General features: G+C 51.9%; 10 protein-coding genes. 6 read left to right on the forward strand and 4 right to left on the reverse strand.

Going from position 1 to position 13,992, the window contains the following annotated elements:
- Nucleotides 1-28 precede the first annotated feature (28 nt).
- Both KHS78_RS11050 and KHS78_RS11055 read right to left on the reverse strand, forming a co-directional pair.
- Nucleotides 29-3,136 (reverse strand): MexW/MexI family multidrug efflux RND transporter permease subunit, encoded by a 3,108-nt coding sequence (locus tag KHS78_RS11050; protein ID WP_211828427.1) that lies wholly within the window; start codon nucleotides 3,134-3,136, stop codon nucleotides 29-31.
- A gap of 11 nt (nucleotides 3,137-3,147) precedes the next feature.
- Nucleotides 3,148-4,242 (reverse strand): efflux RND transporter periplasmic adaptor subunit, encoded by a 1,095-nt coding sequence (locus KHS78_RS11055; RefSeq protein WP_211828429.1) that lies wholly within the window; start codon nucleotides 4,240-4,242, stop codon nucleotides 3,148-3,150.
- A 179-nt stretch (nucleotides 4,243-4,421) separates the two neighbouring features.
- Here KHS78_RS11055 and KHS78_RS11060 point away from each other — a divergent pair, with 179 nt between their 5' ends.
- The 4 genes from KHS78_RS11060 to KHS78_RS11075 all read left to right on the forward strand — a co-directional run bounded on the left by KHS78_RS11060 (nucleotide 4,422) and on the right by KHS78_RS11075 (nucleotide 8,871).
- Nucleotides 4,422-5,225, forward strand: coding sequence for an MOSC domain-containing protein (locus tag KHS78_RS11060; protein WP_211828431.1), 804 nt, complete (start codon nucleotides 4,422-4,424; stop codon nucleotides 5,223-5,225).
- Between the two features lie 164 nt (nucleotides 5,226-5,389).
- Complete coding sequence (locus tag KHS78_RS11065) at nucleotides 5,390-6,847, forward strand: aminoacyl-histidine dipeptidase (protein WP_211828433.1); 1,458 nt, start codon at nucleotides 5,390-5,392, stop codon at nucleotides 6,845-6,847.
- Nucleotides 6,848-6,918: 71 nt separating this feature from the next.
- A complete protein-coding gene (locus KHS78_RS11070) occupies nucleotides 6,919-8,289 on the forward strand; it encodes an L-serine ammonia-lyase (RefSeq protein ID WP_211828434.1) in 1,371 nt (456 codons plus the stop codon).
- A 189-nt stretch (nucleotides 8,290-8,478) separates the two neighbouring features.
- On the forward strand, nucleotides 8,479-8,871 hold the full coding sequence (locus tag KHS78_RS11075) for a hypothetical protein (protein ID WP_211828436.1): 393 nt from the start codon (nucleotides 8,479-8,481) through the stop codon (nucleotides 8,869-8,871).
- Between the two features lie 226 nt (nucleotides 8,872-9,097).
- On the opposite strand, the gene KHS78_RS11080 is transcribed toward KHS78_RS11075, so the two are convergent.
- Together KHS78_RS11080 and KHS78_RS11085 are read right to left on the reverse strand one after the other, a co-directional pair.
- Nucleotides 9,098-9,424: a DUF2288 domain-containing protein gene (locus KHS78_RS11080; protein WP_211828438.1), complete on the reverse strand. Its 327-nt coding sequence runs from the start codon at nucleotides 9,422-9,424 to the stop codon at nucleotides 9,098-9,100.
- A gap of 133 nt (nucleotides 9,425-9,557) precedes the next feature.
- Nucleotides 9,558-11,267 carry a ricin-type beta-trefoil lectin domain protein gene (locus KHS78_RS11085; RefSeq protein WP_211828440.1) on the reverse strand — a complete coding sequence of 570 codons (1,710 nt, stop codon included), beginning with the start codon at nucleotides 11,265-11,267 and terminating at the stop codon, nucleotides 9,558-9,560.
- A 172-nt stretch (nucleotides 11,268-11,439) separates the two neighbouring features.
- Between KHS78_RS11085 and KHS78_RS11090 the strand changes: the two genes are divergently transcribed.
- Together KHS78_RS11090 and KHS78_RS11095 are read left to right on the forward strand one after the other, a co-directional pair.
- Nucleotides 11,440-12,015 carry a YfbR-like 5'-deoxynucleotidase gene (locus KHS78_RS11090; RefSeq protein ID WP_211828441.1) on the forward strand — a complete coding sequence of 192 codons (576 nt, stop codon included), beginning with the start codon at nucleotides 11,440-11,442 and terminating at the stop codon, nucleotides 12,013-12,015.
- 65 nt (nucleotides 12,016-12,080) lie between these two features.
- Entirely contained in the window at nucleotides 12,081-13,823 is a 1,743-nt protein-coding gene (locus KHS78_RS11095) for an SLC13 family permease (RefSeq protein ID WP_211828443.1), read from the forward strand.
- Nucleotides 13,824-13,992: the final 169 nt, after the last annotated feature.

The following is a 13,992-nucleotide window of genomic DNA, read 5'->3' on the forward strand; positions in this document are numbered from 1 at the left end:
AACCGGTAGCCTTTTTTCTTGCGGGGTTTCAGTGGGTTTGTGGCGTAAGCTCTGTGTTATGAACCGTTTTGCTGGCCAGGAGTGTGTAAATAACCGGCACCACAAACAGTGTAAACAGCGTACCGATCATCATGCCGCTGGCAATGACCACGCCGATATTGAACCGACTCACGGCCCCTGCGCCGGAGGCCAGCAGAAGCGGCACAATACCCAGCACGGTGGCACCGGTTGTCATCAGGACAGGACGTAACCGCAGTGCCGCCGCTTCCTCAACGGCTTTGCAAATGTCCAGCCCCTGCTCGCGCCGCAGCTGATTGGCAAATTCAACGATCAGGATACCGTGCTTGGTGATCAGGCCGATCAGCGTCACCAGGCCAATCTGGGTATAGATGTTCATGGTGACACTGATGCCGATACCATGCTCAAACATATTGCCAAGCACTAATGGTATCAGGGCACCACAAATGGACATGGGAACAGTGATCATGACAACCAGCGGATCCCTGAAGCTTTCAAACTGAGCCGCCAGCACCAGGAAAATCACCAGCAGGGAAATGGCGAAGGTCACCATAAGGGCCTGTCCCTCATTGATGAATTGACGGGAGCTGCCCTCATAGTCAATCCCAAACCCTTCAGGGTTCATTTCCGCCGCTTTTTCCTGCAGGAAGGCGAGGGCTTCACCGAGGCTGGCTCCGGGCGTCAACATCCCCTGGAGTTTGGTCGAGTTGAGCTGCTGGAACTGGGTCAGCCGGTTCGGCTGGGTGTCTGTGCTGACGGTTATGATGGCGGATAGAGGCACCATGTCACCGGATTCCGCCCGGACGTAGTAACGCCCCAGCCATTCCTGATTCAGCCGAAACTCCCGCGGCGCCTGGGGAATGACCTTATAACTGCGTCCTTCGATACTGAACCGGTTCAGGTTGCCGTTGCCCAGCATTGTTGAGAGTGTGGTGCCGATATCCCGCATGCTGATGCCGAGGCTGGCCGCCTTGTTACGGTCAACCATCAGCTGGATTTCGGGTTTGTTGAAGCGGAGTTCGTTGCTGATAAACATGAACAGCCCGGACTCTCTGGCCACTTTGGTCAGCCCTTCGGACACCCGAAATAGGGTTTCATAATCACTGGTGGTATTGATGACCAGTTGTACGGGTAAACCGCCACCGGCGCCGGGAAGCGAGGGCATATTGAAAGAAAAGACTTCCAGGCCGGAAACCTGGCTGAGGTGATTGTTTTGCAGTTCTTTCTGTATGTCGAACTGATTGCGCTCTCGTTCCCCCCAGGGTTTCAGCAGCATACCGCTGAACGACATGTTCGGTCCGCCATCCCCATTGACCAGGAAGGAGCTTTCGTATTCCGGGAATTGCCGGAAGATGGCCTCGTAGGTATCGGTGTAGCGGTTCAAATAATCAATATTCGCATACTGGGGGGATTTGGACATGACAAAGATAATGCCCATGTCTTCATTGGGGGCCAGCTCACTGCGGGTTTCCATAAACAGGAATGGAATCGCGCAGAAAACAACAGCCGCAAAAAACAGGGTGGGGCCACGGTAGGATAAGCCCCGGCGTATGGCCGCCTGGTAACTGTTCTTGAGCTGGTCAAAGCGATGATCCAGCCACTTCACAAATCGGCTGTCATTTCCGGCCGGTTGTAGCAACCGGGAGCACATCATCGGTGATAGCGTCAGGGCAATAATACCGGAGATGACTACCGCACCGGCGAGCGTGAAAGCAAATTCGCTGAACAGGCTGCCGGTCAGGCCGGTCATGAAACCGATGGGGGCATAAACGGCCGCCAGGGTGATCGTCATGGATATCACCGGGAGGGCGATTTCACGGGCGCCCGCCAGCGCCGACTCAAAGGGCGAATTGCCGTCCTCAATATGCCGATGAATGTTTTCAACTACCACAATGGCGTCATCAACGACCAGCCCGATAGCCAGCACCATGGCGAGCAGTGTCAGCAGGTTAATGGAATAGCCCATCAGGTGCATCAGGAACAACACGCCGACCATGGACAACGGTATGGCGACCACGGGAATCACCACAATGCGCAGCGAGCCCAGGAATAGAAAAACCACCAGAATGACGATGAGGGTTGCTTCCAGCAAGGTTTTGACCACTTCGTCAATGGACGATTGGATGAACTCAGTGGCGTCGTAGACGATATCGGCTTTGAGTACGTCGGGCAGCTGTGCCTGGATTCCTGGTAACGTCTCTCTGACTCGTTCGATCACATCCAGCGGGTTAGCGGAAGGGGTGGCTGAGATTCCGATGTAGACGGATTGGATGCCGTTGAAGGCCACGTAACTGTCGAAGTTCTCAGCGGTCAGTTCAATGTTGGCGACATCCTGAATCCTGACCAGGGTATCCCCATCATTTCGGACAATGATCCGCCTGAAGGCGTCCTCAGTGCTCAGGTCGGTCTGGGCATTGACACTGGTGACGGTCAGGACGCTTTTGGTTTCGCCGGCCGCCGACTGAAAGTTATTGTCGAGAATGGCCTGGTTGATATCCGCCGCGGTGACACTGAGTGCCGCCATGCGTACCGGATCGAGCCAGACACGCATGGCAAAGGTCTTCTGCCCCAGTATTTCCGCGCTGCCAACGCCTTCCAGGGTCGACAGCCTTGGTTGCACCACCCGGGTGAGGTAATCCGTCACCTGCTCGTTGCTCATCGCATCACTGTAAAAGCTCAGATAGAGCAGGGCGGATCCCTTGTTGTCACCCTTGGTGATGATGGGATCCTCAGCCTCACTCGGGAGCTGGTTCCTGACTTCGTTGACCTTGGCCATGATTTCCGTGAGGGCGCGGTCAGCATTGTATCCAAGCTGAAGATAGGCCGTGACGGTCGAAGTATTCTGGCTGCTGCTGGAGGTCAGGTAATCAATACCCTCAGCCCCGGCCATGGCCTGCTGGACCGGGGTAGTGACAAATCCCTGCATCAGCTTGGCACTGGCGCCAGGGTAGATGGTCGTGACCGTAATCACGGCATCTTCCATGGCCGGATACTCACGGACCGGCAGTTTCTGGAAAGCCTGCAGGCCCAGGAGGAGAATCAGAAGGCTGACCACAGTGGCTAGCACCGGTCGCCGGATGAAAATATCGGTAAAGGATTGTTTCGTTGCGATCGACATTCAGGCCACCCTCAGAGCTGTACCGTGTTGTTGATGACAACACGGGTGCCGTTATCCAGTTTCAACTGGCCAGAGGTAACGACCTGTTCTGAACCGTCCAACCCTTCAGTAATGGCTACGCGGCCCTGCTGGCGTTCACCGGTGCGGACAAACGTACGTTTGACGGATAAGGTGTCAGTCTCTTTCTCGCTATCCTTGCCCTGGATGACATACACGGAATCGCCATAAAGCGTATAGGTGACAGCGGTTTCCGGTACGGTAACAACGGGTACCTGTTCGGCCAGGATGATCTCAATATCGGCAAACATGCCGGGGAGCAGTTGGGTGTCGCTGTTGCTGACGATACCGCGTACATCAATGTACCGGGTATCACTGTTGACCTTGGCGTTGATGGCATCAATGGCGCCTGTAAACCACTGGTCGCCGTGGGCAGGAACCCGAAAACGAATGGCCTGACCTTTGAACAGCTCAGGCACGGCCTGTTCTGGCAGGCTGAAGTCGATGTAAAGCCGGGTTAAATCCTGAAGGGTGGCAATTTTGTCGCCTTCACTCAGGTAATCACCCGGTTCTGCCCGTTGAATACCAATGGTGCCACTGAAGGGCGCTGTGATGTTTTTCTTTCGCAGCATGGCCTCCGTCTGCGCAACCGCGGCGTGGGCTTCATCCAGGGTTGCGGCACTCTGGTCAAATTGTGTCTGGGAGATGGCGCGTTTCTCAATGAGGGCACGGTCGCGGTCATAAGTCAGTTGAGCCAGCTTTAAGCGGGCTTTGTAGCTCTTCAGGTTGGCCTGTTCGGTCTGGTCATCCAGTTGCAGAAGGGGTTGGCCCGCCGCAACTTGTTTGCCGGACTGAAACATCACATCACGCACAATCCCTTTGACTTCGCTCTTGAGTTCCACACCCTGTATGGCGGTAAGGCTGCCGATGGTGGTTAAACGGGGCTGCCAGGTTTCAAGGCGGACAGCCTCGGCGGAAATAGTGACAGGCGGTGGGGTAAAGGAGGCGAAGAATTGCTGCGTCATGTGCTTTTCAAACAGTTTTAAACCAGCCGGTACGCCAAACAGAAGGGCCAGCACTACGCCGGTGAGCAGCCATCGCTTAAGCATTCTGAGTCCCTGTTTTTATTAATGTGTTTTTGTTTTTTCTTAGGCACCGCGTCATGATGGCGGCAGAAGGTGCGGCTAACTATACCGCACCCGGTTTGTCGGGGAAACGCCACGCTGACCTGATGCTCAGGAAAGGGTGTTTAACCGGGAAGTGCACAGATCAGTGATTGGGAAAATACATGATTACGGTGTCAGAGTTGGCGGTCTATCCCATTAAATCCTGTCGGCAGCGTGTGGTGACAGAGCGGTTTGTCGATGCGTTTGGGTTCCGTGGTGATCGCCGCTGGATGGTGGTGGACAAAAGCGGGAAGTTCATTACTCAGCGGCAATACCCACGACTGGTATTGGTGACGGTTGAGGAGCAGGACACCGGTATTGTGGTGTCTGCAGAGGGGATGACACCTCTGCCGATAGCTACGCCGGCTGCCTGCGATGAAGCGTCTCTCTCTGTACTGGTATGGAAGGATGAATGTCAGGCTGTCAGTGCGGGAGAGGATGCGGACGAATGGTTCAGCCGTTTCTTGGGTGTTGAATGCCGGTTGGTCTGGATGCCGGATACTTTTCTTCGTCAGGTGGATAGGGCCTATGCATCAAAAGGGGATCAAGTGTCCTTTGCAGATGGTTTTTCCTTCCTGCTGATTTCAGACGCATCACTGGCGGCACTGAATGAACGACTGGACATCCCCGTGCCCATGCGCCGATTTCGGCCCAACATCGTCGTGAGTGGATGTGATCCTCATGAAGAAGACCAGTGGGACAGAATCCGTATTGGTGATATCGAATTCAGCGTAGTAAAACCCTGCAGTCGCTGTGTCATGACAACCGTTGATACCCAGCTAGGTGTAAAAACCGGTCAACCGTTACGCACGCTGGCGTCGTATCGACGGAATGGCAATTCGATCCTGTTCGGCCAGAATCTGATTCACCATGGGCAGGGATCGCTTGCTGCAGGAATGACGGTTGAGGTCTTAAAACATGAATAATATACAATCATATATCTTGTTTTATGGCACGTTGATACACCTGAAATATCGACGTTTGATGACATTGATCATGCCGAATACGGGAATATACCTACGCCAATCGTAGCGTCGGATTGATATAACAGTCCCAAGCCATTGTCGTAGTCATAAAACAGGAATGGATTGTGTCTGATATCAAACAGTTAGAACCCACCAGGATCTGGGGACATTTCAGTGACCTGTGCCAGATTCCACGTCCATCCGGTCAGGAAGAGCAGGTTAGAGATCACATCGTCGCACTGGCGGAGCGCCTGGGTCTTGAGAGCTATGTCGATGAAGTGGGTAACCTGATTGTCAGGAAACCTGCTACTGCAGGTATGGAGAATCGTACCGGCGTAATTCTCCAGAGCCATTTGGACATGGTCCCCCAGAAAAATGCGGATACCGATCATGATTTCAGCCGTGATCCCATCAAAGCCTACATTGATGGCGAATGGGTAACTGCTGCTGGCACCACGCTGGGTGCTGATAATGGTATGGGCATTGCCGCTACGCTGGCGATTCTACAAGCCACAGATATCTCTCATGGTCCCGTTGAGGCACTGTTTACCATTGATGAAGAACGTTCAATGGTTGGCGCCGAAGCCCTCAAATCCGGTGTTTTGCAGGGCAAAATCCTCATCAACCTGGATACCGAGGAAGAGGGTGAAGTTTACGTCGGTTGCGCCGGCGGCGTTGATGTACTGGCAGATGCCACTTACACCGAAGAAACCCCTGCCGCCGATACGCAGTGGCGTAAGCTGACCATTAAGGGCCTGAAGGGCGGGCATTCCGGCTGTGATATTCATTTGCAGCGCGGCAATGCCAGCAAACTGATGATCCGCATGCTCAAGCAAATGCAAACCCTTGGTGTGCGTATTGTCAGCTTTGAAGGTGGCAACCTCAGCAATGCGATTCCCCGTGAGTGCTTTGCGACTGTCGCTATTCCTGCGGATCAGTCAGACGTCTTTGATGGGCTGTTTGACAAGATGGCCGCTGTTTTCGGTAACGAGCTACAGGCTGTTGAACCAGGCCTTATCATGCTGGCCGAAGAAACCGAAGCCAAGGCCCAGTTCATGGCTGAGCAAGATCAGCTTCGCTGGCTTGATACCCTGGATGCTTGCCCTCATGGCGTCGACCGCATGAGTGACAGCGTGCCTGGCGTTGTTGAAACCTCCAATAATCTCGCCATTGTGACTATTGCTGATGGCAAGATCCATGCGGCCTGCTTTGCCAGAAGCTTGATTGACAGTGCGACTGAGAATATGGGGCACCGTCTTTGCGGCCTGTTCCGTATGGCTGGTGCTGAAGCCCGCATGGTCGGCATGTTCCCGGGCTGGCAGCCCGACGTATCCTCTGCCATGCTGGTAACCATGAAGGAAACCCATGAGACGTTGTTCGGTAATGCGCCGGAAGTCAAGGTGATTCATGCGGGGCTTGAGTGCGGCATTCTGGGTGCCACCTATCCTGAGTGGGATATGGTATCCATTGGTCCAACCATTGTGTTCCCTCATTCACCCGATGAAAAGGTTCACATTGAGAGTGTGAGCCGATTCTGGCAGTGGCTGCAGGCGGCGCTGGGCGCTGTCCCTGAAGCGGTCTGATAGCTCAAACGTCTCAAAGGCTGCCAGGGACGGCGGTCAACAATCATAACAATTGGTATGCAGGACAACCTATGACCCTCAGTGTGTTTGATTTGTTCAAGATCGGAATAGGGCCCTCCAGTTCTCATACCGTCGGACCCATGAAAGCAGCCTGCCAGTTTGTTCGTACGATTGCGTTGGACGATGTAACGAGGATACGTGTGGAACTCTACGGGGCTTTGGCATTGACCGGCACAGGACATGCCACTGACCAGGCCGTCATACTCGGTCTCATGGGAGAAATGCCAGAATCCATTAATCCTGACACGGCTCATGATCGTTATCTAACGGTTTGTAATGATGAGCGATTGTGTCTGCCCAATCAGCGACAGCTTAGCTTCAATAAGACGTCCGACATCATTTTCAATAATACGCCATTACCTGAACACCCCAATGGCCTGCGTTTGCTGGCATTCAATCAGCAGGGTGTCACAGTAGGTGATCAGACTTGGTTTTCCGTGGGAGGTGGCTTCATTGTTTCAGCCACAGAAATCCAGTGTGCAGACAATGTTCAGGTATTGGGTGTTAAAAGTATCCCATATCCTTTTGATTCTGCAGAAGAATTATTAAGCAAATGTCTTACTTATAATTTATCCGTCGCTCAGCTGATGATGGCCAATGAAATCGCCCTGCAGGGTGACAGTGATAAAGTTCAGCAAGGTTTGAGAGACCTGTGGTGTGTCATGGACAGCTGCATTGAACGGGGGTGTCGAACCGAGGGAATATTACCTGGTGGTCTCGATGTGAAGCGCCGCGCCGCCGGTCTTTATCAGGAGCTGAGCAATGCAGGCAGTGATGCAGCTGATCCGCTACTGGCGATTGACTGGGTGAGCCTGTTTGCCCTTGCAGTGAATGAAGAAAATGCAGCCGGTGGCAGGGTGGTTACCGCACCGACCAATGGCGCTGCCGGCGTTATACCGGCCGTCATTGCCTACTATATGCGTTTCATTAATGGGGCTGACGAACAAGGGCTGTTTGACTTCATGCTCACCGCTGCAGCGATTGGGATGCTCTACAAGAAAAATGCCTCCATTTCAGCGGCTGAGGTTGGTTGCCAGGGGGAAATCGGTGTTGCCTGCTCCATGGCTGCGGCCGGCATGACAGCTGTACTCGGTGGAAGCGTAGAGCAGATTGAGAATGCCGCGGAAATAGGGATGGAACATAACCTAGGTATGACCTGTGATCCGATCGCAGGGCTGGTACAGATACCCTGCATTGAACGCAACACCATGGGCGCTGTCAAAGCCATCAATGCTGCACGCCTGGCGTTGCGGGGGGACGGTTCGCATCGGGTGACCCTGGATGAAGTCATAGAAACCATGCATCAGACTGGTATGGATATGCAGAGTAACTATAAGGAAACAGCATTGGGCGGGCTGGCGGTTAACGTTATTCTCTGCTGAACTTCGATAAATCCATATAAAATATGTTCAAATAAACTACTTGCCATACGTTGAAAAAGTGTATAATGCCGCGCTCTGACAGTTTCCTTGCGTCCAGTTTCTTCCAAGCTGGCCTATAAACGTCATATTGATATCAATAGATAGACAGTAAAAACGCTGCCTGTTCGCCAAGAGGTTGAGGTACTTTCAATGGAAACATCCACCGCAGGAGGAAATCCTATCATTTCAGAAGAACAAGCGCTCGTCGAGCAACGCAGACTTGAGGCGTTGTTGGAAATTACCTCCACACACAATAAGGAAGTACAGGGTCTGAAATCCCAGCTGGAAGCGGCTGAGAAGAACGTCCTGAAATTTTCAGTGCAGGCCAAGAGTCTGGATGGTGAAATTAAGAGCCTGCGTGCCCAGAATCCTGATCGCATGAAAAAGCAGGTTAAGCGTCTGCAGGAGCAGAATCGCGTTTTGACCGCTGAAAACAATACCCTTAAGAGCAAGCAAAAACAGCTGCAGCAGCAGGTTCAAAACCTGACGCTTGAACTGGAAAAGGCCCAGGCCGAACAGAAGAAAGAAGAAGCTGTCAGCTGATTGTGTTCTATCCGCTAACTGCAGGGACAGATGATTATTCAATGCTGGACAAGGTGTTAATCCCGGTGAATTCCTGATACTGAAAACCCTATCCGAGTAAGAGGAATGCTCCGCATCCTTTGCTAACAGGCACTTCATACTGTTTATTGAATTGTCAGAGTTCTGACTCCCTGTCTGCTTTTCGCCCTGGTGATAGCATCGTCTGATACTATCACCAGGGTATCCATTATTCGTCTACAGATCCGCCCGTTACGGGTTGAACCAATATCCAGGGGGCAATCACGACTGCCCATACTGTTGCGTGCTGCTCATACCAGTTTCGAGCGTCATCGTCGCTTACACCGCCTAACAGACCATCACTCATCCATCGTTGAATGGCCGTTTTATCATCTTCATGCATTGCCAGGGCGACATCGACGAGATCAAGCCCATGGTGAACATGTAGTGTCGTACCACTGGCGAAGAAACGCTGCAGGTCATGCCAGGGGATTTTGGCGGTTTCCTGGTTGATCACGGTCTTAGGGTCGATGTTGGAATGAGATTCTTGCTGCATGCTGACTCCTGGGAAGGGGATCTGGCAGGCAATTTTACCGGATTAACCCAGGAATCAGCAGTGTTTTGAGGAGGAAACCGCATGGAATGCTTAATGTCCATGCGGTTCAGAGTGATCTGTCATCAGGTAAGCATTATTGCTTCCACTGCCATTGCTGATTATTGCCACCATGGAACTGCCAGATGCCGACACCGCCGCCTTGTGCTGTCCGATAGGCATCAATCACCTTTTTGGCGTTTTGGGTGCTGCGAATAAACCTGCCATCCTTGATCCAGCGCTGATTGTCGCCCCCGTGGCAGTCCCAGACAATTAATCGGGTTCCGTTCAGAACCCCCATACCGTCGAGACAACGGTTCGGATTTTCCCGGTTCCTGATGCTGCCTTCTGCGGTGAACTGCCAGTATTGACTGTCGGTGCCGTCACAGGCTTCCAGGCTGGTATGGGCCAGGTTAATCACACTGTTTCCATCCAGGCAGAGATCTTTCATGGTGATAGTCCGGTAGCCATCACTCTCCACGGGCTCTTTTGAAGGCAGGGGGAAGGAGAAATGACCTTCCACCGGGAAGTGGTCGGAAAGATCCCAGTCGCCCCAGAGGCTTGCATCAATACTCCGCGGTGTAAGCAGCGCATTGGTGCTGTCCAGTGGCTGAAGATGGCGGTTGCTGTAAAGCACGTAATCCAGGTATTCCCGATAGTTTGAGGCCCACTTGTTGACGTGGCCGTCATAGCTGTAGGGGTAAGCACCCGTTGCCTGAGGTTCACTTGCATCGAGAATCGCCAGCATCTGGCTGTGTTCACCGGGGTAATTGAGCTTGTCAACGTTGAGATCACCGGCGATCAGAACGGGTTCAGAGGTCGGAATGTTTTGACTATCAATGAAATTCCTGAGTTGCTGCAGGTGCTCAGCCCTGACGGCAACGTCTTCAGTGCCTGTATAGGCGTGGGTGTGGGTGCCGAAGAGATGGTAGCTGTTCCCCATTTTGTTGACCTTGGCATAGACCGCTCCCTTGGCAGCCAGGCATCCATCATTGATACAGCGGTCATAAACGGTTTGATCTTCCGCTTCAATGGGCCAGCGGCTGGCGATGAAAATGCCACCATCCTCCATTTTCCCGGTTTCATCAACAATACGGGTAAAGTAGGGGTACTCTTCATCCAAGCGATTAATAAAGTTCTGGCGCAAGGTGTTATCAAACAGTTCCTGAAAAACAATCATGTCATAACCACTGACGGCATCCAGCATGGCGTCCAGGCGTTCAGCGGATTTTTTGGCAATCAGGCCCGGTAATAAAATCCAGGTGTTGTAGGAGAGAACCTTCAGCTTATCGCTGCTTTGAGGGGTGGGCTGCTGACGCTCATTGTGGATCACATAGTAAAGGTCATCACCGGAGGTTCTGGCTTTCTGGGAACGGAATGCCAGGGTGCTCTGTTTGCCATCAAATACCAGTGATTGGCGGTGGATCTCGCGGTCATAAAACCACGACAGATCACCGTTGTCACTGGCGGCGCTCAGCCACATCTTGCTGAAGGTCAGGGTGCCTGTCAGCTTCTGTTGGAGAGTGATCTGGTTTTGGGCGCCGGAAACCCGGGTGTCCAGAAAATACGTCTTACCATTTTTAATCCCTTCATCGCGATTCATGCGAAGTACCCGGCGGGTCGCCAGTGGCGGCACCTCAGCGGCAAGTTGTTCATAATGCTCGCCGGCGACCAGTGCCGTATCGCCCCGTACATGGGTTTCTATCTGCAGGGTTTCATAGGTATTGTTAGTGAGGTAAACATAACTTTCTGCAAAAGCACTACTGCTTAAGCAGAACAGCAATAAGAACTGAAAGAGTCTTGTCATAAAGGGTGGCCTATTAAAATTCGTTATTCTTTTGGCTGGGTCAGAATAGTGACAAGCTGCAGACGATTCAAGACTTATACTGGACATAGGAATAAGCAGTCTGTTGATTTAATGGCCATTGAGAACAAGTGAACATTTATTAATCTGATATCAACTTGCTTCCGGGGGATCTATGAATATATACGATATTGCGCGAAGCGCTGATGTGACTCGCTGGCATTCTGTTCCCTGTCACCGTTATCCTTCGATTGCTGAGCACTCATTCCTGGTCACGATGTACGCCTGTGCGCTGACGGATGCGGTGTATCCCGATATTTTGCCGGAGGAAAAGCTCGCGCTTGTTCAGTTCTGCCTGTGGCATGATATGCCGGAAACGTTGACAGGTGATCTGGCTACCCCCCTTAAGCGCCGACTGGAGGCCTCCTTTCCCAAAGGTGACAGCCCCATTGAAAAAATAGAAGAATCTCTCTGCCCTGAATACAAGCGCTATAAGCATCAATTGCCTGACCGTTTGAAGCGGATTGCCAAGCTGGCGGATATCATGGAAGCCATGAAATTTATCCGCAGCGAAGGGAAGGGTGGCGTCAGTCAACATATCTTTCAGGAACGCCAGAAAACCTTCAGTCAGTTGGTTAAGGATTCCATGACGCAATACCCCGAACTGCAATGGTCGGCTGCTGAAGCGTTGCTTGATGAGTTGTTAAACGGCACGCCCACCATGATTGATTTTGTTGATGCCTTTCAATAAACCACCTGAGTTATGACACGCTGCTAAAGTAATCTAAATAGGCAATGTGAAACCATGGATGGTTAATGGAAACCTATTCCCAGCTTATGCCATGGATCAATGGCTCAGTCCTGGTGCTCGTACTGGCGGCATTAATCAGCAATCTGTGGCGTGCGGGTCAAATTTTTGCCATGGCGCTGCTTTACTTCCTGTTTACCGGTCAGTTAGCCGTTGGTGAGGCATTGGCCAATTTCGTTAATCCTGTGCTGATGACGCTGGTCTTGTTGTTGCTGGTTTCCATCGTTCTGGAAAAAAACCGATTTATCGAGATGGCCACTCGCCACGCATTGGATTGTGGTTACCGTACGGCATTACTGCGTCTATGCACCATGACGGCGTTTCTATCCTCCATGCTCAATAATACCGCGATTGTTGCCGCCTTCATGGGAAAGGTGGCTGGGCAAAAGCAGCATGCGGCTTCAAAGCTGTTGATTCCGCTTTCTTATAGCGCTATTGCCGGCGGTATGCTGACCTTGATTGGCACCTCGACCAATCTCATTATTAACAGTTTTGTGGTGAATGCAGGTCTTGAGCCCCTTGAGTTTGGTGATTTTTTCAAGATCGGCGCACCGGTTGTCATGGCGGTGCTTTTCGTGTTGATCGCAACCGGCCAGTACATTTTGCCGGATAGTACCCAGTCCAGTGAGTCCTATAACAAGTTCCTGATGGAAGCGCGGGTCGAGGAAGGCTCTCCGTTGGTTGGCAAAAGTATCAAGGAAAACGGTTTTCGAGATCTGGAAAGTATCTTTCTTGTTGAAATGTGGCGGGAAGGTCGATTGATTACACCTGTCCGACCCAATCGTCGTATACGCGCTAACGATATTTTGATCTTTAATGGTGATCCGAACTTTATTTCGGAACTGGACCGATTTTCTGGTCTGGCTTTGCTGACTGAAGAAGAGAGAATCCCGGTGGGTAACCTGACCGAGGTCGTCATTGCTTCCGGTTCGGATTTGGCGCGCAAGTTTGTCCGTAATCTGGGGTTACGCATACGTTATGATGCCGCCGTCGTAGCACTGAGCCGGGGGAATCAGGAATTAACCGGCAAATTGTCTAATGTTCGTCTTCAAGTGGGCGACCGTTTGCTATTGGCCACGGGAGAAGACTTCAGGGTCCTCAGTGAAGAGACAACCGATTTTCATATTCTACGAGAGCATGTGGCCAGTGGTAGCCTGGATACACGTAGCAGTGTAATCAGTATTTCCCTGTTTCTGTTTGCCCTGGCGGGTTCCATTATGGGGTTGTTTCCTCTTCTGGAAGGGCTGATCGGTATATTTATCATCTATCTGCTGGCTGATTATACCCGTTTGGAAGAACTGCGAAATCGTATTCCGTTTGAACTGATTGCGGTGATCGGCTCGGCACTGGGTATTGCGCAGGTCTTTACCAATGATGGTACCGTGCATGCTATCGCACAGAATGCCGCGGTTTACTTACAGGACTTTCAGCCGTGGGTTGTTATGGCGGGACTGTTCATTTTGACGATGGTGTTGACTGAGGTCGTGACCAATAATGTCGCTGCAGCCTTGTCATTTCCTCTCGCTTTGGGGCTGGCTCAGGTATTGGGCGTTGACCCCGGCGCTTTTATTATGACCATTGCTTTTGCCGCCAGTTGCAGTTTTATGACCCCGGTGGGCTATCAGACAAACTTGATGGTATACAGTGCGGGTAACTATCAATTAACCGATTATCTTCGCGCCGGATTCCCGGTCATGCTAGTTTATGCCTGCGTTTCTATTTCCATGATTTCCTGGTTTTACCTTTACTAGATAGTTGCTTCAGACCATATCTTGATTAAGTGGCTAATGTTTATAGCTATTTGTGCATGAACGACCACTGGGGCTTGAAGCACTCGCTTGGTTTGGTTTTTGGCACAAAAAAAACCCGCGTACTGGGGGAAGTATCGCGGGCTAAGACCATTAGGAGTCCGACAGGCAC

The organism is Kistimonas asteriae, from assembly GCF_018263925.1.
In the GTDB taxonomy this organism is placed as follows: domain Bacteria; phylum Pseudomonadota; class Gammaproteobacteria; order Pseudomonadales; family Endozoicomonadaceae; genus Kistimonas; species Kistimonas asteriae.